Raw genomic sequence first — 20,553 nt, forward strand, 5'->3', positions numbered from 1 at the left:
GTCAGCGGGTCGACCCTCCAGATCCGTCCGTGGCCTGCATCTTTTGCGTCGAATCATAGCTGGGCGCGGCGTCTGCGGGTGGGCCGGGCATGATGACGGTCTTCTCACTGTCGCCGCCGCCCGACGCCGGCGCGGGCGCGGGCGAGGTGAATGCGACGGTGCGCTCGGAGGCCGCGGGCGCTTCCTGCGCGGCGGGCGCCGGGGCGGTTGCGATCGGCTGCATCGGCGCCGCCGCGGGTGCGGGCATCGGCGCGCCTGTCAGCTCCGCCATCGCGGCCTTCAGGTCGGCGGCGAACTGGTCGCCGTCCTGGTAGCGCACCTCGGGCTTCTTCGCGAGGGACTTCGCCACCACCTCCGCGATGCGCGGCGTGAGTTCCTTGCGGATGATGCGGATGTCCGGCGCCTCCTCGTTGGCGATCTTGTACATCAGCTCCGCCATCGAGTCGCCGCGGAACGGCAGCACGCCGGCGAGCATCTGGAACAGCATCACGCCCAGCGAGTACAGGTCGGAGCGGCCGTCCACCTTCTTGCCGGCGATCTGCTCGGGCGACATGAAGCTGGGCGTGCCCAGCACCAGGCCCGTCTTGGTCTTGCTCGAGTCGGTGATGCGCGCGATGCCGAAGTCGGTGACCTTCACCGTGTCGGTATCGAGCTCGTACATGATGTTCGCCGGCTTGATGTCCCGGTGAACGACGTTCGCGCGGTGCGCGTATGCGAGAGCCTCGGCGACGCGGGCGCAGATCGACAGCACCTTGGGGATGGGCAGCAGTGCGCCGTCCTTGCAGTAGTCCACCAGGTCGCGGCCCTTGAGGAACTCCATGGCGATGTAGGCCAGGTCGTGCTCCTCGCCCGCGTCGAAGATCGTGACGATGTTCTGGTGCTGCAGGCGGCCGGCCGTCTCGGCCTCGCGGAAGAAGCGCTCGCGCGCGTCGTTCAGCTCCTCGCCCTCGAACTCGTTGGACAGCGCCATGGTCTTGATCGCCACCACGCGGCCGATCTTCGGGTCCTTGCCCAGGTACACCACGCCCATCGCGCCCTTGCCAAGCTCCTTTTCCACCTGGTAGCGGCCCAGCATCGGCTTCTCGACGCCGCCGCCATCGAGCAGCATCGTGCCGCCGGGGTGCGCGCCGCCGCCGCCGAGGATGACGGTCTCCGACAGGTTCTTCGCGCGATTGAGCTTGTCCTGCAGGCCCTTGTAGTTCTTGTCCAGCGTGGCCATGTACTCGTACACGGCCTGGCACTTGTTGAACTGGCGCTTGCGCTCGAAGTCCAGCGCGAGGTTGTTCAGGTTGTCCATCAGCGCGTCGCTGTGCGGCACGCGGCGGAAGCGGTCGAACGCCATGTCCAGCTGGCCCTGGCCCTGCAGCGCCAGGCCCATCATGCGGTTGGTTTCGGCGGACTCCTCGTCCGACTTCACCTTGCCGGCCTCGGTCATGAGGAAGCGCTTGGTGGTGAGCGCGAGGTGGCCGATGACAAGCAGCATCGCGGGGAACACCAGCCGCATCCACAGCGCGCTGGTGGACAGCATCACGTACTCGGCGATGAGCAGCGCGACGAAGATGCCTGCCGTCACGGCAGCCGACATGCCGGCCGTGAGGCGCGGCAGCCCGGCGATCAGGTAGCCGGCCACCACCAGCACGATGGCCAGCGTCGCCATCCAGCCCCAGCTGGGGTCCACGATGAAGTGCTCGCTCAGGATGCTGGAGGTGACGTGCGCGAGGTATTGCGCAGGCGCCAGCGAGTAGCCGCCCGGCGCGGGGAACAGCGTGCCGACGCCCGCCGCGGTGGCGCCGATCAGCACGATCTTGTCCGTGTACTTGCTCGCCGGGATCTTGCCGGAGAGCACGTCGTAGAACGAATCTTCCGCGAACGGCATCTTGCCGCCCTGCGGCGGGTAGAACTGCGGCCGCATCTGCGCGAACTCGTCGGTCTTCACGCGCAGTTTGCCGATCTGCACCGACTCGCCGGGGTTCAGCCGGATGTCGCCGGGGCCGAGGTTGAGGCTGCGCGCCGCCGCGAGCAGGGCCATCGACGGCACGGCCTTGCCGTAGTAGTTCATGAGCAGCGGCTCGGTGCGCACCGCGCCGTCCACGTCGGTCAGCTGGTTCAGGTGCCCGACGCCGGCGGCGGCGTTGCCGATGCTGTCGATCGGGTACTGGCCGCGCAGCACGTTGATGGAGAAGCCGCCCTTCTCGTCGACCGCGCTCTTGGCGACCGCGGCCGGCAGCGGCTTGTCGGCCTTGCCCTGCGGGTCGCCGATGACGAACACGGAAGGCACCAGCACGTTGCCGGCCTTGGCCATACTGGCAGCAAGCTTGGCGTCGGTGTCGAGCGTGGCCTCGGCATCGGCCATCAGCTTGGCGAGCGCCTCGTTCTGCGGCGCGGCGGCGGGCGCTTCAGCGGCAGGCGCGGGCGCGGCGGCGCCGCTTGCAGCGGCGGCGGGCGCGGCTGCCACGGGCGCCGGCATGCCCAGCGCCTCGCGGATCTTGCGGATGAAGACGAGCCCGCGGTCGGTCTGCGGCTCGAAGAAGAACACCGTGTTGACGATGGTCTTGGCCTTGGCTTCGGAGAGCTTGTCGATGAGCTGCGCATGCACGTCGCGCGGCCAGGGCCAGCGGCCGATGTTGGCGACGCTCTGGTCGTCGATGGCGATCACCGCGATGCGATTGGACGGCTGGCGCGACGTCGCCGTGCTGGCGAAGTCGTAATAGCGGCGCTCCATCGTCTCGAAGACGTCGGTTGCACGGTGCAGCACGATGACCGCAAGGATCACCGCGACTGCGACGAACCAATCCTTGCGCCAGAACTGACCGCGCTTGCCAGAAGCCATGCCGATTCCCCCGTCCCGTATGTCGAAACGGCCCCCGCACAAACGACACGGACGCCTTCCGCTGCTACGGAAGGCGCCCGGGGGACCCCGTGGGGCACGTTAACAGACGCAACACGAGGGGACAAGGGAGTTTCTCACGCCCCCTGTACAAGTTGTTGCAAATGCGCACGGGGCGCGCATTCGCGCCCGAAAGCGCTTTCAGGTGGCGTGTTCTTCGCGCGCAGCCTTGGCACCGAGCATCTTGCCGACGCCGATGACGATGACGGCGCCCAGGGCCGCGGCTGCGTAGTGCACCCAGCCATTGCCTTCGACCCAGGGCTTGAGCGCGACGTCGCTCGCGATCGTCTCGCCGCCCACCCAGCCGATCAGGCCGGCGCCGAGCGTGACGATGATGGGGAAGCGCTCCATCAGCTTGATCATCAGCGTGCTGCCGAAGATCACCAGCGGGATGCTGATGGCCAGGCCCAGGATCAGCAGCAGCATGCTGCCCTTGGCCGCGGCGGCCACCGCGATCACGTTGTCCAGGCTCATGACGAGGTCGGCGATCAGGATCGTGCGCACGGCCGCCATGAGGTTGCCGTACTCCTTCGTCTCGCCTTCCTCTTCCTCTTCCTCGTCGGCCATCAGCTGCACGCCGATCCACAGCAGCAGCAGGCCGCCGACGATCTGCAGGTAGGACAGCGCGAGCAGTTGTGCCGCCACCACGGTCAGCACGATCCGCAGCACGACGGCGGCGCCGGAGCCCCACAGGATGGCCTGCTTCTGCTGGTGCGGGGGCAGCGAACGGGCGGCCAGGGCGATCACCACCGCGTTGTCGCCCGACAGGATGATGTTGATCCAGATGATCTTGACGAGGCCGATCCAGAAATCGGCGGTCGAGAGGAATTCCATGACGAGGTTGCTCCTGCTGTTGTATCTAACGACGAAGCGCCCGAAACCTGGCGTTCCGAGCGCTTCTCGTTCTTGTTTGCGCAGCCGCCCAGTTTAGCGAGCGGGCCCCGGGGGCGGGACCGTAATTCTGCTTACAGCAAGGCTTTCAACAGCTTCGCCATCTCCGACGGGTTGCGGGTGACCTTGAAGCCGCACTCTTCCATGACGGCCAGCTTGGCGTCGGCCGTGTCCGCGCCGCCGCTGATCAGCGCGCCGGCATGGCCCATGCGCTTGCCGGGGGGCGCCGTGACGCCGGCGATGAAGCCGACCACGGGCTTCTTCATGTGGTCCTTGCACCAGCGGGCGGCGTCCGCCTCGTCGGGGCCGCCGATCTCGCCGATCATGATGACGGCGTCGGTGTCGGGGTCGTCGTTGAAGGCCTTCATCACGTCGATGTGCTTCAGGCCGTTGATCGGGTCGCCGCCGATGCCCACGGCCGAGGACTGGCCCAGGCCGATCTCGGTGAGCTGCGCGACCGCTTCATAGGTGAGGGTGCCCGAGCGCGACACCACGCCGATGCGGCCCTTGCGGTGGATGTGGCCGGGCATGATGCCGATCTTGATCTCGTCGGGCGTGATGAGGCCGGGGCAGTTGGGGCCCAGCAGCAGCGTCTTCTTGCCGCCCTTGGCCTCCTTCTCCTTCATCTTGTTGCGCACGATGAGCATGTCCTTGACCGGGATGCCCTCGGTGATGCAGATCGCGAGGTCGAGGTCGGCCTCGACCGCTTCCCAGATCGCGTCGGCGGCGCCCGCCGGAGGCACGTAGATGACCGACACGGTGGCGCCGGTCTGCTGCCTGGCTTCCTTCACCGACGCGTAGATCGGGATGTCAAAGATCTTTTCGCCGGCCTTCTTGGGGTTCACGCCCGCGACGAAGCAGTTCTTGCCGTTCGCGTATTCCTGGCACTTCTCGGTGTGGAACTGGCCGGTCTTGCCCGTGATGCCCTGGGTGATGACCTTGGTGTCCTTGTTGATGTAGATCGACATGTCTGTTCCTTAAGCCTTCACCGCCGCCACGACCTTTTGCGCCGCTTCGGCCATCGTGTCCGCGCTGATGATGGGCAGGCCGCTCTCGGCCAGCATCTTCTTGCCCAGCTCCTCGTTCGTGCCCTTCATGCGCACGACCAGCGGAACGCTCAGGTTCACCGCCTTGCACGCCGTGATGACGCCGGTGGCGATGGTGTCGCACTTCATGATGCCGCCGAAGATGTTGACGAGGATCGCCTTGACCTTCTTGTTCTTCAGCATGATCTTGAAGGCCTCGGTGACCTTCTCGGGGGTGGCGCCGCCGCCCACGTCGAGGAAGTTGGCTGGCTCGGCGCCGAACAGCTTGATGGTGTCCATGGTGGCCATCGCCAGGCCCGCGCCGTTGACGAGGCAGCCGATGTTGCCGTCCAGCGAGATGTAGGCGAGGTCGAACTTGGACGCCTCGATCTCGGCCGGGTCTTCCTCGTCGAGGTCGCGCAGCGCGACGATCTCGGGGTGGCGGAAAAGGGCGTTGGAGTCGAAGTTGAACTTGGCGTCCAGGGCGATGATGTTGCCCTTGCCGTCGCGGTTGAGCGGGTTGATCTCGACCAGAGACGCGTCGGTGTCCATGTAGCACTTGTAGAGCTTCTGGAACACGTCCTTGGCCTGCGCCGTGGAGCCCTCCGGGATGCCGATGCCGTCGGCCAGCTCCTTGGCCTGCGCGTCCGTGAAGCCCACGAGCGGGTCCACGAACACCTTCTTGATCTTCTCGGGCGTGGCGTGCGCCACTTCCTCGATGTCCATGCCGCCTTCGCTGGAGGCGATGAACGCGACCTTCTGCGTCGCGCGGTCGGTCACGACCGACACGTAGTATTCCTTCTGGATGTCCGCGCCGTCCTCGATGTAGAGGCGCCGCACCTTCTGGCCTTCGGGGCCGGTCTGGTGGGTCTTGAGCTGCATGCCGAGGATTTGCCCGGCCAGCTCCTTGACCTGCTCCACGCTCTTGGCGACCTTCACGCCGCCGCCCTTGCCGCGGCCGCCGGCATGGATCTGCGCCTTGACGACCCACACCGGGCCGCCCAGCTTCTGCGCCGCCTCGACGGCTTCCTGCACGGTGAAGGCCGGGATGCCGCGCGGCACGGGCACTCCGAAGTTGCGCAAGATCTCCTTGCCTTGGTACTCGTGAATCTTCATGGTCTCTCTCGAGGATCTGAACGGGGGGAGTGCGGCTGGGACAAGGCGCGCGGGCCCTGCGCGGCGCAGCGTGCAACTGTATCATGCTGCAACGCACCAATCTTCCGCCTGCCTTACAGTAGGCGGTAAGCAATTTCCACAGGAAAAACCGCCATGCCCAAGGTGTTCATCGACGGCGAAGCCGGCACCACCGGCCTGCAGATTCGCGAGCGGCTCGCGAAGATGCCCGCCATCGACGTGGTCAGCATCGCGCCGGAGCGGCGCAAGGACCCGCAGGCCAAGCGCGAGATCATGCAGGCCGTCGACGTCGTCATCTTCTGCCTGCACGACGACGCGTCGCGCGAGTCGGCGGCGATGGTCGACGAGATCGCCAAGTCGGGCGGCAAGGCGCCGCGCGTGATCGACGCCTCGTCGGCGCACCGCGTCGCCGAGGGCTGGGTGTACGGCTTCGCCGAACTGGCGCCGGGCCAGGCCGAGGCGATCGCCAAGGCGGCGCGCGTCACCAACCCGGGCTGCTACCCGACCGGTGCGATCGCGCTGGTGCGCCCGCTCGTGGACGCCGGGATCGTGCCCGCGGACTTCCCGCTCGTGATCCCGGCCACCAGCGGCTACACGGGCGGCGGCCGCACGATGATCGAAGCCTTCGAGAAGGGCGAGGCGGGCCCGTTCGAGGTGTACGGCCTGGGCCTGAAGCACAAGCACCTGCCCGAGATCGTGAAGTACGGCGGCCTCAAGCGCCGGCCGATCTTCATCCCCGCCGTGGGCAACTTCAAGCAGGGCATGTTGGTGGAGCTGCCGCTGTTCCTCGACGAGTTGCCCGGCAAGCCCAAGGCCGCCGACCTGCACGACGCGCTGGCCAAGCACTACGCGGGCAGCGAATGGGTGTCGGTGCGCGAGCCCACCGAAGGCGGCCGCATCGAGGCCACCGCGCTGAACGACACGAACAAGATGGAACTGCGGGTCTACGCCAACGAGGAGTCCCGGCAGGCCGTGTGCGTGGCACGGCTCGACAACCTCGGCAAGGGCGCCAGCGGCGCCGCGGTGCAGAACCTCAAGCTGATGCTGGGGATCTGAGCGCGGCCCGCGCTTCGAGCTCGGCCATCGCGCGCGCCACGGGCACGCTCCAGTCGCCGCGCCTTTCCTGCCGATAGAGCTTCGCCGTGGGATACCACGGCGAGTCGTCGCGGCCCAGCAGCCAGCGCCAGTCGGCGCAGTGCGTCAGCACCACCGATAGCGGCCGCCCGAGCGCTCCGCACAGGTGCGCGACGCTGGTGTCGACGCTGATGACGACGTCTACGAGCGAGGCGATCGCCGCCGTGTCGCCGAAGCTTTCGAGCTCCGCGCCGAAGTGCCGAAGGGCGGGCCATTCGCGCAGCACCGCTTCGTCCGACGCCCGCACTTCCTTCTGCAGGCTCACGAACTCGATGTCGCCGCGAGCCGCGTCGCGCAGGGCGGCGAGCGGCATCGAGCGGTTGTGGTCGTTGGCCTGCATCGGGTTGCCGGACCAGGCGACGCCCACGCGCAGGGCGCCGCGCCGCTCGCCGAGCTTCGCGCGCCACTTCTCCACCAGCTGCGGGGGCGCCGCGAGGTAGGGCACCTCGTTCGGGATCGTGTCGATGGTCGTTCCCAGCACCACCGGCAGGCTCATGAGCGGGCAGGCGAAGTCGACGCGCGGGAACGAGTTCTCCGCGACCAGCTCGCAGTTTTCCGGCAGCGGCCCGAGCACCGGGACGAGCGCGCGCTGGATGCGCAGCTTCACGCGCCCCGCGCGCTCGGCCACCGGCCGCACGAACCGCAGCGACTGGATCGAATCGCCCAGCCCCTGCTCCGCGTAGAGGACGATCGTGCGCCCTTGCAGCGGCTCGCCGCGCCACTCGGGCGCGCCGAAGTCCGGCTTGCGGTTGGCCACGCCGAAGGCCGTGAGCTGCCAGCGGGCCTCGTAGCCCGGCCAGCCTCGCGCGTAGTCGCCCAGCAGCAGGTACAGGAAGCTCACGAAGAAATCGACCTCGGGGTCGGCGCGTTCCTGCGCCGACAGGTCGCGCTCGAGCAATTCCACGGCCTCGCGGCAACGCAGTTGCGCCATCAGCACGCCGGAGCGCACGAGGACGGCCTCGCGGCGGGAACAGCCCGCGGCCACGGCGCTGTCGACGCTCGCGAGCGCGTCCTCGTTGCGGCCCAGGCGCTCCTGGGCGCGGGCGATGTCGAGCCACGCGGACGCGTACGTGGGGTCCTGTTCGAGCGCCTGCGCGTGGCAGGCCAGCGCCTCTTCGGGCCGGCCGAGGCCCCGCAGGATCACGCCGCGCATGTTCAGCGTCGGCACGTGCGGCGCCGCTGCGAGGCTGCGGTCGCACACGGCCAGCGCGTCGCTCGCGCGGCCGAGCCGCAGCAGTGCTTCGGCGTGCATCAGGTGAACGTCGGGATCGCGCGGGCTTGCGTGCGGCAGGTTCGCGGGGGTCGCGAGTTCGGCGGGATTGCGCCGCAACAGGCTCTCGATGGCCGCAAGCGCGTCGGCATCGCGGCGCATCGCGAGCAGGACGCGCGCGCGGTCGCGCAGGGCGACGTCGAGGTCCGGCTGCGCAGCCACCGCCTTGCGATAGCAAGCCTCGGCACCGGCCAGGTCGCCTTGCATTTCGGTCGCCTGGCCGAGCTCACGCCACGCGAAGGCATGCGCTGGCACATGGTCCACGACGCGGCGATAGGCCGCGGCGGCCGCTGCCCAATCGCGCTGCTCATGGCGTTCGCGCGCCTGGAGGAACCACACTTCGGGCAGCGAGGCGTCGCCGGCCGGGAGCAGGCCCTCCGCGCGGCGAAGGCTCTCGCGCGCCGCGTCGTGGCGGCCCAGCTCGAGCTGGGCGAAGGCGAGGTTCAACCAGGCGACGGGATCGCCCGGCTCGGGCTGGGTGCCTTCGAGGTAGCACGCCGCGGCGGCCTCGTAATCCCCCGCTGCGAGCGCCGCGTTGCCCCGCTCGCGCCAGTCGGTGGGCGCCGCGGGGCGCTTGAGGAACTTGAAGATCGAGGCGAGCATCGGCGAAACCCGGCACGCACTCTAACCCAGCGTGTCGTCGCCCCCGAGCACGCGGCGGATCACGTCGCCCGCGAAGCCGCGAGCCGCCAGGAACCGCGCCTGCTTCGCCCGCGCCGCCGCGTCCGCCGGCAGCTCGCCGAACTTCTTGCGCCAGACTTCGCGGGCGCGCTCCACTTCCGTCGCCTTGAGGCTGGCGACCGCGAGCGCGACGCGCTCGGCGTCCAGCCCCTTGGCCTGCAGCTCCTGCTTGATGCGGCCGGCGCCGAGGCGGGGCGCGCGGCGGTTCACGACCGAGTCCGCCACGCGCTGCTCGTCGATGAAGCCGCGCGCCTGCAGCTCGTCGAGCGCGCGCTTGAGCGTGCCCGGCTCCTGCTCGTGGGCGCGCAGCTTGCGCTCCAGCTCGGCGCGCGAGTGCTCGCGCATGGCGAGCAGCCTGAGTGCGCGGCCCTTGAGCGACGGTTGCGCAAAGGCCATGAAGGCTTACTCTTCGTCGGCCTCGCCGGCAGGCAGGGGGGCGATGCCGATCGCGTCGCGGATCTTGTTCTCGATCTCGCGCGCCAGCTCCGGGTTCTCGCGCAGGAACTCGCGCGCGTTGTCGCGGCCCTGGCCGATCTTCTCGCCGTTGTACGCGTACCAGGCGCCGGACTTCTCCAGGATCTGGTGCTGCACGCCCATGTCGATGATCTCGCCCTCGCGGCTGATGCCCTCGCCGAACATGATGTCGAACTCGGCCGTCTTGAAGGGCGGCGACACCTTGTTCTTGACCACCTTCACCTTGGTCTCGTTGCCGATCGCCTCCTCGCCCTTCTTGATGGTGCCGGTGCGGCGGATGTCCAGGCGCACCGAGGCGTAGAACTTCAGCGCGTTGCCGCCGGTGGTGGTCTCGGGGCTGCCGAACATCACGCCGATCTTCATGCGGATCTGGTTGATGAAGATGACCATGCAGTTGGTCTTCTTGATCGTGGCGGTGAGCTTGCGCAGCGCCTGCGACATGAGGCGGGCCTGCAGGCCGGGCAGCGAGTCGCCCATCTCGCCTTCGATCTCGGCCTTGGGCACGAGCGCCGCGACCGAGTCGATGACGATCAGGTCCACCGCGCCGGAGCGCACGAGGGAGTCGACGATCTCCAGTGCCTGCTCGCCGGTGTCGGGCTGGGAGATCAGCAGGTCGGAGACCTTCACGCCCAGCTTCTGCGCGTACTGGATGTCCAGCGCGTGCTCGGCGTCGACGAAGGCGCACTGGCCATTGAGGCGCTGCATCTCGGCGATGACCTGCAGCGTGAGCGTGGTCTTGCCCGACGATTCCGGCCCGTAGATCTCGACGACGCGGCCGCGCGGCAGGCCGCCGACGCCCAGCGCGATGTCCAGGCCGAGCGAGCCGGTGGACACCGTCTCGATGTCCTCGATCTTCTCGCCCTCGCCCAGGCGCATGATCGTGCCCTTGCCGAACTGCTTCTCGATCTGCGCCAGCGCCGCCTGCAGCGCCTTGGCTTTTTCGGTGTCGGCCTTGTCGACCTTCGCGCCCTTGACCTGTGCGTCCATTCGAGGTTTCTCCTTGTGTGTCAATGGTTTGGGTTTGCCGCACCGGCTGTCTGGACAGACAGGCTGGATGCATGGCCAGTACTCTAACGGGCGAGGTACGCGCAGGTAAACAGGTTTTTTGGTCAGTTTGCCTTACGATTTGCGGATGGACGACAACGACGACGGCTGGCGCCTCACCCACCTCGGCCGCCTGCTCGGCCACGCGATGCGCCGCTTCGACGAGCGCGTGCTCGACCTGATGGCGCACGACCTCGACGTGCCGCTGGCGCTGTCCAACCTCGCCGCGCGCGGGCAGGTGACGGCGGCGCATGTGCACATCACGCGGCACCTTGCGCTGGAGGGCTCGCGCCTCACGGACCTGGCCGAGCGCGCGGGCATGAGCAAGCAGGCGATGGGCGACCTCGTGGACCAGTGCGAAGCCTGGGGCCTCGTCACGCGCGAAGCCGATGCGCGCGACGCTCGCGCGCGGCTCGTCAAGTTCACCGAGGCCGGCCTCGCGTGGCTGCACGCCTTCCGCGAGGCCGTCACGCAGGCCGAGGCGGAATTCCGCGAGGAGGTGGGCCCCGACGTCGCCACGGTGGTCGCGCTCGGGCTGGAAGCGTATGCTGGCGGGGCCAGTTGAGCAGGACAGGACAGGAGACAAAGCATGCGGATCCTCATCGCCGAAGACGACCAGGTGCTCGCCGACGGCTTGCTGCGATCCCTGCGCGCATCGGGCGCGGCGGTGGACCACGTGGCCAGCGGCACCGAAGCCGACGCGGCGCTCATGACCAACAACGAGTTCGACCTGCTGATCCTCGACCTGGGCCTGCCGAAGATGCACGGCCTCGAAGTGCTCAAGAAGCTGCGCGGGCGCGGCTCGTCGATGCCGGTGCTGATCCTCACGGCCGCCGACAGCGTCGAAGAGCGCGTCAAGGGCCTCGACTACGGCGCCGACGACTACATGGCCAAGCCGTTCTCGCTGCAGGAGCTGGAAGCGCGCGTGCGCGCGCTCACGCGCCGCGGCATGGGCGGCACCACCAGCACCATCAAGCACGGCCCGCTGGTGTACGACCAGGCCGGCCGTGTGGCCACCATCGACGGCAAGATGATCGAACTGTCCGCCCGCGAGCTGGGCCTGCTGGAGGTGCTGCTGCAGCGCGCCGGGCGCCTGGTCAGCAAGGACCAGCTCGTCGAGCGCCTGTGCGAGTGGGGCGAGGAGGTCAGCAACAACGCGATCGAGGTGTACATCCACCGCCTGCGCAAGAAGATCGAGAAGGGGCCGATCCGCATCGCGACGGTCCGGGGGCTTGGGTATTGCCTCGAGAAGATCCCCTGAGCTGAATGAAGATTTTCCAGCGTGAGCAGCGCTCGCTGTTCGGCGAGATCCTGGACTGGATGCTCACCCCACTGCTGCTGCTGTGGCCGGTGAGCCTGGCGCTGACCTGGCTCGTCGCGCAGAGCATCGCCACCAAGCCCTTCGACCGCGCGCTGGAGTTCAACGTGCAGGCGCTCGCGCAGTACGTGGCCGCGCAGAACGGGCGCGTCGCGTTCAACCTCACGCGGCCAGCGCGCGAGGTGCTGCGCGCCGACGACTCCGACCTCGTGTACTACCAGGTGATGGGCCCGCGTGCCGAGTTCGTCTCCGGCGAGCGCGACTTCCCGCTCCCCTCCGAGGACGAGCTGCCGCAGGTGGGCGAGGTCAAGCTGCGCGACGACGAGATGCGCGGCCTCGACCTGCGCGTGGCCTACACCTGGGTCCGGCTGGACCTGCCCGGCAGCCCCACCGCGCTGGTGCAGGTAGCGGAGACGCGCGAGAAGCGATCGATCCTCGCCACGGAAATCATCAAGGGCGTGATGCTGCCCCAGCTCGTGATCCTGCCGCTGGCCGTGTTGCTGGTGTGGCTGGCGCTCGTGCGCGGCATCCAGCCGCTGTCGAAGCTGGAGGAGCGCATCCGCCAGCGCAAGCCGGACGACCTGAGCCCGCTGGACGACAAGGCCGTGCCGCTGGAAGTGGCGCCGCTCGTGTCCTCCGTGAACGACCTGCTCACGCGGCTGAAGGATTCCATCGCCACCCAGAAGCGCTTCCTCGCCGATGCCGCGCACCAGCTGAAGACGCCGCTCGCCGGCCTGCGCATGCAGGCGGACCTTGCGCAGCGCGAAGGCTCGGACGCCGACGCGCTGAAGCAGTCGCTGCACCAGATCGCGCGCTCCAGCATCCGCGCCACGCACACCGTCAACCAGCTGCTCGCACTCGCGCGTGCCGAGACCAGCGGCAAGACGATCGTCCGGCAGCCCTGCGACCTCGCCGCGCTGACCATGGAAGCGATCCAGGACTCGCTGCCCCGCGCGATGGACAAGCGCCTGGACCTGGGCTACGACGGCGTCGAGCCCGGCGCGCCGGGCGTCACGCTGCGCGGCAACCCGACGCTGCTCAAGGAGATGGTGCGCAACCTGCTGGACAACGCGATCGCGTACACGCCGTCCAGCGCCGAGTCACCGGGCGTGATCACGGCCCGCGTGCTCGCGGATCCCTTTGGCGGCGTGCTCGTGCTGCAGGTGGAGGACTCCGGGCCCGGGATCCCCGAGGGCGAACGCGAGCTGGTGCTCCAGCCCTTCTATCGCGCGCTCGGCACCGGCGTCGACGGCTCCGGGCTGGGCCTGCCCATCGTGCTGGAGATCGCGCGGCAGCACGGCGCCGGCATCGCGATCGAGGACGCGCGCCCCGGGCAGGTGCCGCCGGGCACTCGCGTGTCGGTGCGCTTCGTCGTGTCGCAGGACGCCGAGGAAGACGCTACCGCCCGCGTTCAAGAAGCCTTGTAGAGATTCAGCTGCAGCTTCTCGCGCTCGATCACGCGGGCGGCGGCCGGGTGCGCCGCGAGTTTCTGCACGTGCGCCCACAGCGCGGTGAAGGTGGTCGGGTCGAGCCCCGCGAAGCCGGACCAGCGGCACAGCGTGAGCGCGTAGGCATCGACCGCGCCCGGCTTGTCGCCGGTGAGCCACGCCTGGCCCTTCGCCGCGGCGCCCGCCACGATCGCGTCGAGCTCACCCAGCAGGCCCGCATAGCGCCGCGCGTTGAACGCCTTCACGTCGGCCTGCGCGGCCTCCTCACCTGCGAAAGTCGAAGGCCGGAACACGTGCGTGAACGTCGGGTGCACCGTGTTGTTCATCCAGCACAGCAGCTCCATGCCCTTGGCCCGCGCCAGGCCGTCCCGCGGCAGGAAGCCGTGCTGCGGGAACTTCGCGTCGAGGTAGCACACGATGGCCACGATCTGGTTGATGTTCTCGCCGCCGTCCGCGAGCACCGGCACCTGCCCGCGCGGGTTGATCGCCAGGTATTCCGGCGTGCGCTGCTCGCCCTTGTGCAGCTTGACCAGCACCGGCTCGAACGGCGCGCCGGACAGCTCGAGCAGCACGTGGGGCACGAACGAACACGCTCCGGGCGCGTAATACAGCTTCAGGCTCATTCCGGTCTCCTTGTCGTCTCTTCCGACGTCACATGCCGCGGCACGGCCGCAGCGTCTTGCCGCCCAGGATGGGCTTGAGTTCCTCGAGGCGCGGGCGCAGCGCGTCGTCGACCGCCGGCAGCACCAGCCGCAGCCCCTTGGTTTCGCCGCGCTCCTGCACGACGCGCGCGGTGCGCACGCCGCGTTGCGCGAGGTTTTCGAGGTGTCGGTTGGCGTCGGCCTGCGAGGTGAAGCCGCCCAGCGACAGCCCGGGCTCCAGCGTGGTGTTGGACAGCGGCTCGAACGAGATGCCCAGCTGGCGCAGCTCGCCCTTCTTGCGGGCCACCAGCTCGTCGCTCGCGTACTTGCCCATGTAGACGATCCAGCGCGCCGGCTCGGCGCTGGTCTCCAGCATCCAGCTGCCGGTGGGCCAGCCTTCGAGCAGGCTGCTGAGCGCGGTGGACTGCGTCTCCTCCAGCGTGCCGGCCTGCAGGCATTCCGGCGGGCGGGGCGTGCCGGCGGCGGCGGCCTCGGCCCGGCGGGCCTCGTCGGCGCGCAGCACCCGCAACGCCTCGGGCCGAAGCTGCTGCGCCATGCGCTGCGGCTCCGACTGCTGCGCCGGCCCGAAGCCCCAGGGCAGCATGTAGCCCTGCGACCAGGCGAAATAGGCGCCGTTGGCCAGCAGCAGGGCGAGGACGAGCAGGCGGAGCATCGGCGTTCAGGGGCGGGGGCGCACGCTCACTTCGGAGCTGGTGACGGTGCGCATGCCCGCCGCAGTATGCACGAGCAGGGCGCCGGCTTCGCTCACGCCGTGGGCCGTGCCGGCCGTGCCGTCGGAGAGCTGCACCTCGCGGTCGCGCAGGACGTCGCGGGCGTTGAAGCGCGCCTGGAAGGGCGTGAAGCCGTAGGCCTCGAAGGCCTCCAGCGCGGCCAGCAGCGGGGCTCCAAGGCGCTGCAGCGCCGTGTCCGCGGTGACGGCAGGGTCGAGGTCCTGCAGGGCGGCCGGCGGCGTGGAAAGCCCCGTTTCCGGCCGCGGCGCGATGTTGATGCCCACCCCGACCACCGCGTAGCGCCCGGCCGCGGCGCCCTCGCCGAAGCTGGCCGTCTCCACCAGGATGCCCCCCAGCTTGCGGTCGGCCACCCACAGGTCGTTGGGCCATTTCAGCCCCACCTGCGGGTGCAGGCTCTCGGCCAGGCTCACCCCGACGGCCAGGGACAGCCCCGACCAGTCGGCCGGCGCCAGCTTGAGGCCCAGGGAAAAGGTCAGCGACTCGCCGGCCCGGCTCACCCAGCCGCGCCCGAGGCGCCCACGCCCGGCCGTCTGCTCCCGCGCCACCAGCAGCACCCGGCCGGTGCGGCCGGCGCGCGCACGGCGCATCAGCTCGGAGTTGGTGGAGTCGATCTCGTCCACCACCTCCACCGCGCAGCCGGGCAGCCGGAGCTTCATCGTCCCCGCTTGGGCGCGAGCATGGTCCCGCGGCAGTTCTTCGCGCCGCAGCGGCACTCGTACTCGGCCTTGAGCTTCTTCGTGTAGGGCTCGTCGATGATCAGGCCGTAGTCGTAGTTGAGCTCCTCGCCCGGCTTGATCTTCCTCAGGGCCTTGATGAACACCCGGCCCTCCACCTCGTCCGCCTCGCAATTGGGCTGGCAGGAGTGGTTGATCCACCGCGCCGCGTTGCCGCCGACCGCCGCGTCGATGACGTTGCCGTCGTCGAGGCTGAAGTAGAAAGTGTGGTTGGGGTCGCTGGGGTCGTGGGGGTGGCGGTCCTGTGCCTCCTCCCAGGAAATGAGCTCCCCGACGTACTCGATGATCTCCTCCCCTTTGGCGATTTCCGTGAGCGCGAAGACGCCCTTCCCGTGGACGCCCGACTTGCGGACCTGGATCCTTCTGGCCATGTTTCCCAAAGTTCTGTTAATTTGAATTCGTACACGTGCGCGCGCGTGTGCGCGTACGCGCACGCGCGAGGCGAAGGGTGGATTGTAGAGACAGGTGCCGATGGGAAAGATACTTGTGATTGCCGAGAAGCCTTCCGTGGCGCAGGACATCGTCCGCGCGCTGACGCCGGAGGTGGGCAAGTTCGAAAAACACGACGAGTACTTCGAGAACGAGAAGTACATCGTCACCAGCGCCGTGGGCCACCTCGTGGAGATCCACGCGCCGGAGGAGTTCGACGTCAAGCGCGGCAAGTGGAGCTTCGCCCACCTGCCCGTGATACCGCCGTACTTCGACCTCAAACCGGTGGACAAGACCAAGTCGCGCCTGAACGCGGTGGTCAAGCTCGCCAAGCGCAAGGACGTCACCGAGCTGGTGAACGCCTGCGACGCGGGGCGCGAGGGCGAGCTCATCTTCCGGCTGATCGAGCAGTACGCCGGCGGCGCCAAGCCGCTGGGCAAACCGGTGCGGCGGCTGTGGCTGCAGTCGATGACGCCGCAGGCCATCCGCGAAGGGTTCGAGCGGCTGCGCAGCGACAAGCAGATGGAAGGCCTGGCGCACGCGGCGCGCTCGCGCTCCGAGGCCGACTGGCTGGTGGGCATCAACGGCACGCGCGCGATGACCGCGTTCAACTCGCGCGACGGCGGCTTCTTCCTGACGACCGTGGGCCGGGTGCAGACGCCCACGCTCGCCGTGGTGGTGGAGCGCGAAGAGCAGATCCGCAAGTTCGTCAGCCGCGACTACTGGGAAGTGCACGCCAGCTTCCTCGCCGCGGCGGGCGAGTACCCGGGCAAGTGGTTCGACCCGAAGTGGAAGAAGGACGAGGAAGACCCGGAGAAAAGGGCCGACCGCGTCTGGACGCAGAAGGAAGCGCAGGCCATTGCCGATGCCGTGCGCGGCAAGCCCGCGACCGTCACCGAGGAATCGAAGCCGACCACGCAGGCTTCGCCGCTGCTCTTCGACCTCACCTCTCTGCAGCGCGAAGCCAACGGCCGCTTCGGCTACTCCGCCAAGACCACGCTCGCGCTCGCGCAGTCGCTGTACGAGCGGCACAAAGCGCTGACGTATCCGCGTACCGATTCGCGCCACCTGCCCGGCGACTACGTGAAGGTGGTGCACCAGACCATGGGCATGCTCGCGCAAAGCGGCATGAAGCACCTCGCGCCGTTCGCGCAGCAGGCCGTCGACAACAACTACGTCAAGCCGACCAAGCGCGTGTTCGACGACAGCAAGGTGTCGGACCACTTCGCGATCATCCCGACGCTGCAGGCGCCGCATGGGTTGTCGGACGCGGAGCAGCGCATCTACGACCTCGTCGTGCGCCGCTTCCTGGCCATCTTCTTCCCGAGCGCGGAGTTCCTCGAGACGACGCGAATCAGCCAGGTCGTGGGCCACCACTTCCGATCGCAGGGCAAGGTGCTGGTCAACCCCGGCTGGCTCGCGATCTACGGCAAGGAGGCCGACACCGGCGAGGAAGAGAACACCAAGGTGCTGGTGGCCGTGAAGCCCGGCGAGATGGTTCGCACGGAAAGCGTCGACGTGAAGGGCCTGAAGACCCGCCCGCCCGCGCGCTACAGCGAAGCCACGCTGCTGGGCGCGATGGAAGGCGCGGGCAAGTTCATCGAGGACGACGAGCTGCGCGAGGCGATGCACGAGAAGGGGCTGGGCACGCCGGCGACACGCGCGTCCATCATCGAAGGGCTGATCAACGAGAAGTACATGCTGCGCGAAGGGCGCGAGCTGATCCCCACCGCCAAGGCTTTCCAGCTGATGACGCTGCTGCGCGGCCTGGGCGTGGAGGAGCTCTCCAAGCCCGAGCTCACCGGCGAGTGGGAATACAAGCTCGCGCAGATGGAGCACGGCAAGCTCTCGCGCGAAGCCTTCATGAGCGAGATCGCCGACATGGCGGCGCGCATCGTCAAGAAGGCGAAGGAGTACGACCGCGACACGGTCCCCGGCGACTACGCGACGCTGCACACGCCTTGCCCCAACTGCGGCGGCGTGGTGCAGGAGACGTACCGCCGCTACAACTGCGTGGGCAAACCGAAGCAGCCGCCTTGCGGTTTCTCGTTCACGAAGATCCCGGCCGGGCGCGCGTTCGAGCTCGACGAAGTGGAGGCCTTCCTGCAGAACAAGCGCATCGGGCCGCTGCAGGGCTTCCGCTCCAAGGCGGGCTGGCCGTTCACGGCGGAGCTCGTGCTGAAGTTCGACGAGGAGGAGAAGAACTGGAAGCTGGAGTTCGACTTCGGCAACGAGGACGACCCGGCGCAGACCGGCGAGATCGTCGACTTCTCCGGCCAGGAGCCCCTGGGCCCATGCCCCAAGTGCGGCGGCCGTGTGTTCGAGCTCGGGGGCAACTACGTGTGCGAGAACGCGGTGCCGACCGAGAAGCACCCCGTGCCCACGTGCGACTTCAAGAGCGGCAAGGTCATCCTGCAGCAACCCGTGGAGCGCGAGCAGATGCAGAAGCTCCTGGCCACCGGCAAGACGGACCTGCTGGACAAGTTCATCTCGATGCGCACGCGGCGGCCGTTCAAGGCCTTCCTCGTGTACGACAAGGAAGCCGGCAAGGTGAACTTCGAGTTCGAGCCGCGTGCGTCGAAGTTCCCGCCGCGCAAGGGCGCGCCCGCCAAGGCCGCGCCTGCGGCGAAGAAGGCGCCGGCCGCGAAGAAGGCTGCCGCACCCGCGAAGAAAGCCGCGCCCGCCAGGAAGGCAGCCGCGAAGAAGGCCACGAACCGCAAGAGCGGGCCCGGCCTCACGCCGAGCGCGGAGCTCGCCGACGTGATCGGCAACGAACCCGTCGCGCGCACCGAAGCCACGAAGAAGATCTGGGACTACATCAAGGCGCACGGCCTGCAGGACGCGAAGGACAAGCGCACCATCAACGGCGACGAGAAGCTGCGCAAGGTGTTCGGCAAGCCGAGCGTGACGATGTTCGAGCTGGCCGGCGTGCTGGGCAAGCACTTGTCGAAGGGGGAGTGACCGGGGCATGATGCGGCCTCACCCAGAAGGAGGCCCACCATGCAACGCAAACTGCTCGCCGCGGCGCTGTTGATCGCCGCCACCGGTGCCCACGCCGCCGGCTTCAAGCTCGAAAGCCCGGACATCAAGGCCAACGCCATGATGGACAAGAAGTGGGAAGCCAACGTGTTCGGCTGCTCGGGCGAGAACAAGTCGCCCGCGCTCAAGTGGAGCGGCGCGCCCAAGGACACCAAGAGCTTCGCCGTCACGGTGTACGACCCCGATGCGCCGACCGGCTCGGGCTTCTGGCACTGGTTCGTCTACAACATCCCGGCCAACGTCACCGAGCTCAAGCTCGATGCGGGCAACCAGAGCGGCGCCAACCTGCCGCAGGGCGCGAAGCAGAACCGCATCGACTACGGTTTCGCCGGCTGGGGCGGCGCGTGCCCGCCCGAGGGCGACAAGCCGCACCGCTACATCTTCACCGTGCATGCGCTCAAGACCGACAAGCTGGACTTGCCCGCGGATGCAACGGCAGCCGTGGCGGGCTTCATGACCAACGCGAACACGATCGCGAAGGCAAGCTTCACCGCGAAGTACGGGCGGGCGAAGGCGAAGAAGTGAGCCCGGCCGGGCGGCGGGCGCTGCTCGCCGCCGCGGCTGCCTCGTTGCTGCCGCTCACGGCAAGCTCGCAGGAGCGGCGCTGGTTCGAGGCGGCCGATGCGATGCGCAAGCTGGCGTTGTCCTGGGGTGACCAGGACTACGGCGCGGTGCTCGTGCTGGGTGGCGCCATCGTCGGCGAAGGGCCGAGCCGGGTCATCATGAACAACGACCCATCGGCGCACGCGGAACGCGAGGCGATCCGCGATGCGCAAAAGCGGCTGGGTCGCGCCGATCTCGCGGGAACGGTGCTCTATTCCACGTCACGCCCTTGCGCGTTGTGCGAACGGGCCGCAGCGGCGGCGCGCGTGTCGCGCATGTACTTCGGATCGCACCTCACGGACGCAGGCCGGCCCTGAAGGCGCCCTACTTCCCACCCGCCCCCTGCCGCGCCAGGTGCACCTGGTGCAACGTGATCTTGCGCACCTCCGCCTGGCTCGTCTCGATGTGCGCACGCAGCAGCATCGCGGCCTGGTCGCCGCGCTTGCGGGCGATGGCCTTCAGGATCTTCGCGTGCTCTTCGTAGGTCGTGTCGATGCGCGCCTGCTTGGTGAAGTCGAGGCGGCGGATGATGCGGATGCGGTCGGTGACGTCGCGGTGCACGCGCGCCATCTCCGCGTTGCCGGCAGCCGCCACGAGCGAGCAATGGAACTCCTCGTCCCACTGCGCCACCTGCGCGGCGTCGGTCTCGCGGTCGGCGGCGGCGACGAGCCAGATCGCGTTGAGCTTGTCCACCAATTCGCGGTCGACACGGCGGTCATCCGCACAGATGCGTTGCGCTGCGGTGGTCTCGAGCACCATGCGCAGGTCGTAAAGCTGCTCGAACTGCTCGAAGTCGAAGGGCAGCACGCGCCAGCCGCTGCGGAACAGGACTTCGACGTAGCCTTCCTGCTGCAACCGGATCAGCGCCTGCCGCACCGGCGTGCGCGAGACATCGAGCCGCTCGCAGATCTCGTTCTCGGTAAAACGGTCGCCGGGGACGAGGTCGAACTCGGCGATGTCGCGCTTGAGCTGCTCGTAGACCTCGTCGGCGCGCGAACGCGGCGCGGTGCGGGGGCGGTGCGAGCGATGCTGGGTGGTCTGCACGGTGC

19 protein-coding genes are annotated in these 20,553 nt (G+C 68.6%); 7 read left to right on the top strand and 12 right to left on the bottom strand.

Features of this window, described 5'->3' with window-relative positions:
* Nucleotide 1 precedes the first annotated feature (1 nt).
* From H8R02_RS04275 to sucC, 4 genes are all read right to left on the bottom strand, one after another.
* On the bottom strand, nt 2-2,830 hold the full coding sequence (locus H8R02_RS04275; protein ID WP_187080090.1) for a CHASE2 domain-containing serine/threonine-protein kinase: 2,829 nt from the start codon (nt 2,828-2,830) through the stop codon (nt 2-4).
* 198 nt (nt 2,831-3,028) lie between these two features.
* Entirely contained in the window at nt 3,029-3,721 is a 693-nt protein-coding gene (locus H8R02_RS04280) for a TerC family protein (protein ID WP_187080091.1), read from the bottom strand.
* A gap of 131 nt (nt 3,722-3,852) precedes the next feature.
* Nucleotides 3,853-4,746: a succinate--CoA ligase subunit alpha gene (gene sucD / locus H8R02_RS04285; protein ID WP_187080092.1), complete on the bottom strand. Its 894-nt coding sequence runs from the start codon at nt 4,744-4,746 to the stop codon at nt 3,853-3,855.
* 9 nt (nt 4,747-4,755) lie between these two features.
* The gene (sucC, locus tag H8R02_RS04290; protein WP_187080093.1) at nt 4,756-5,919 is read right to left on the bottom strand and encodes an ADP-forming succinate--CoA ligase subunit beta; all 1,164 of its coding nucleotides are present in this window, start codon (nt 5,917-5,919) and stop codon (nt 4,756-4,758) included.
* 153 nt (nt 5,920-6,072) lie between these two features.
* Between sucC and argC the strand changes: the two genes are divergently transcribed.
* Nucleotides 6,073-6,993, top strand: a complete 921-nt coding sequence (argC, locus tag H8R02_RS04295) for an N-acetyl-gamma-glutamyl-phosphate reductase (RefSeq protein WP_187080094.1) — start codon at nt 6,073-6,075, stop codon at nt 6,991-6,993.
* Here the strand turns inward: argC and H8R02_RS04300 are convergent.
* Genes H8R02_RS04300 through recA form a run of 3 tightly spaced genes read right to left on the bottom strand, consistent with a single transcriptional unit; the run spans nt 6,971 to nt 10,483 of the window.
* The gene (locus tag H8R02_RS04300; RefSeq protein WP_187080095.1) at nt 6,971-8,944 is read right to left on the bottom strand and encodes a tetratricopeptide repeat protein; all 1,974 of its coding nucleotides are present in this window, start codon (nt 8,942-8,944) and stop codon (nt 6,971-6,973) included. The genes argC and H8R02_RS04300 overlap by 23 nt on opposite strands.
* A gap of 21 nt (nt 8,945-8,965) precedes the next feature.
* Nucleotides 8,966-9,418, bottom strand: coding sequence for a recombination regulator RecX (gene recX / locus H8R02_RS04305; RefSeq protein WP_187080096.1), 453 nt, complete (start codon nt 9,416-9,418; stop codon nt 8,966-8,968).
* A 6-nt stretch (nt 9,419-9,424) separates the two neighbouring features.
* Nucleotides 9,425-10,483 carry a recombinase RecA gene (recA, locus tag H8R02_RS04310; RefSeq protein ID WP_187080097.1) on the bottom strand — a complete coding sequence of 353 codons (1,059 nt, stop codon included), beginning with the start codon at nt 10,481-10,483 and terminating at the stop codon, nt 9,425-9,427.
* A gap of 145 nt (nt 10,484-10,628) precedes the next feature.
* Between recA and H8R02_RS04315 the strand changes: the two genes are divergently transcribed.
* Genes H8R02_RS04315 through H8R02_RS04325 form a run of 3 tightly spaced genes read left to right on the top strand, consistent with a single transcriptional unit; the run spans nt 10,629 to nt 13,285 of the window.
* Nucleotides 10,629-11,105, top strand: a complete 477-nt coding sequence (locus tag H8R02_RS04315; RefSeq protein ID WP_187080098.1) for a MarR family winged helix-turn-helix transcriptional regulator — start codon at nt 10,629-10,631, stop codon at nt 11,103-11,105.
* Between the two features lie 24 nt (nt 11,106-11,129).
* Nucleotides 11,130-11,801 carry a response regulator transcription factor gene (locus H8R02_RS04320; protein ID WP_187080099.1) on the top strand — a complete coding sequence of 224 codons (672 nt, stop codon included), beginning with the start codon at nt 11,130-11,132 and terminating at the stop codon, nt 11,799-11,801.
* 5 nt (nt 11,802-11,806) lie between these two features.
* Nucleotides 11,807-13,285 (top strand): sensor histidine kinase, encoded by a 1,479-nt coding sequence (locus H8R02_RS04325; protein ID WP_187080100.1) that lies wholly within the window; start codon nt 11,807-11,809, stop codon nt 13,283-13,285.
* Here the strand turns inward: H8R02_RS04325 and H8R02_RS04330 are convergent.
* From H8R02_RS04330 to H8R02_RS04345, 4 genes are read right to left on the bottom strand one after another with little or no spacing between them, the layout of a single operon-like run.
* Nucleotides 13,270-13,929 (bottom strand): glutathione S-transferase family protein, encoded by a 660-nt coding sequence (locus tag H8R02_RS04330; RefSeq protein ID WP_187080101.1) that lies wholly within the window; start codon nt 13,927-13,929, stop codon nt 13,270-13,272. The two genes, H8R02_RS04325 and H8R02_RS04330, sit on opposite strands and share 16 nt — an antisense overlap.
* A gap of 28 nt (nt 13,930-13,957) precedes the next feature.
* Nucleotides 13,958-14,620: an SPOR domain-containing protein gene (locus tag H8R02_RS04335; protein ID WP_187080102.1), complete on the bottom strand. Its 663-nt coding sequence runs from the start codon at nt 14,618-14,620 to the stop codon at nt 13,958-13,960.
* A gap of 6 nt (nt 14,621-14,626) precedes the next feature.
* The gene (locus H8R02_RS04340; protein ID WP_187080103.1) at nt 14,627-15,355 is read right to left on the bottom strand and encodes a biotin--[acetyl-CoA-carboxylase] ligase; all 729 of its coding nucleotides are present in this window, start codon (nt 15,353-15,355) and stop codon (nt 14,627-14,629) included.
* On the bottom strand, nt 15,352-15,804 hold the full coding sequence (locus tag H8R02_RS04345) for an SET domain-containing protein (RefSeq protein WP_187080104.1): 453 nt from the start codon (nt 15,802-15,804) through the stop codon (nt 15,352-15,354). Before H8R02_RS04345 ends, H8R02_RS04340 begins: the two co-directional genes overlap by 4 nt.
* A 100-nt stretch (nt 15,805-15,904) precedes the next feature.
* Between H8R02_RS04345 and H8R02_RS04350 the strand changes: the two genes are divergently transcribed.
* The 3 genes from H8R02_RS04350 to H8R02_RS04360 are packed head-to-tail and all read left to right on the top strand — an operon-like array spanning nt 15,905 to nt 19,821.
* Complete coding sequence (locus H8R02_RS04350) at nt 15,905-18,823, top strand: DNA topoisomerase III (protein WP_187080105.1); 2,919 nt, start codon at nt 15,905-15,907, stop codon at nt 18,821-18,823.
* Nucleotides 18,824-18,862: 39 nt separating this feature from the next.
* On the top strand, nt 18,863-19,426 hold the full coding sequence (locus tag H8R02_RS04355; protein ID WP_187080106.1) for a YbhB/YbcL family Raf kinase inhibitor-like protein: 564 nt from the start codon (nt 18,863-18,865) through the stop codon (nt 19,424-19,426).
* The gene (locus H8R02_RS04360; RefSeq protein WP_354004864.1) at nt 19,423-19,821 is read left to right on the top strand and encodes a deaminase; all 399 of its coding nucleotides are present in this window, start codon (nt 19,423-19,425) and stop codon (nt 19,819-19,821) included. Before H8R02_RS04355 ends, H8R02_RS04360 begins: the two co-directional genes overlap by 4 nt.
* A 7-nt stretch (nt 19,822-19,828) precedes the next feature.
* On the opposite strand, the gene H8R02_RS04365 is transcribed toward H8R02_RS04360, so the two are convergent.
* Nucleotides 19,829-20,548: a GntR family transcriptional regulator gene (locus tag H8R02_RS04365; RefSeq protein ID WP_187080107.1), complete on the bottom strand. Its 720-nt coding sequence runs from the start codon at nt 20,546-20,548 to the stop codon at nt 19,829-19,831.
* Between the last annotated feature and the right edge of the window lie 5 nt (nt 20,549-20,553).

The sequence above is a fragment of the Ramlibacter albus genome (assembly GCF_014297445.1).
Taxonomy (GTDB): Bacteria; Pseudomonadota; Gammaproteobacteria; order Burkholderiales; family Burkholderiaceae_C; genus Ramlibacter; species Ramlibacter albus.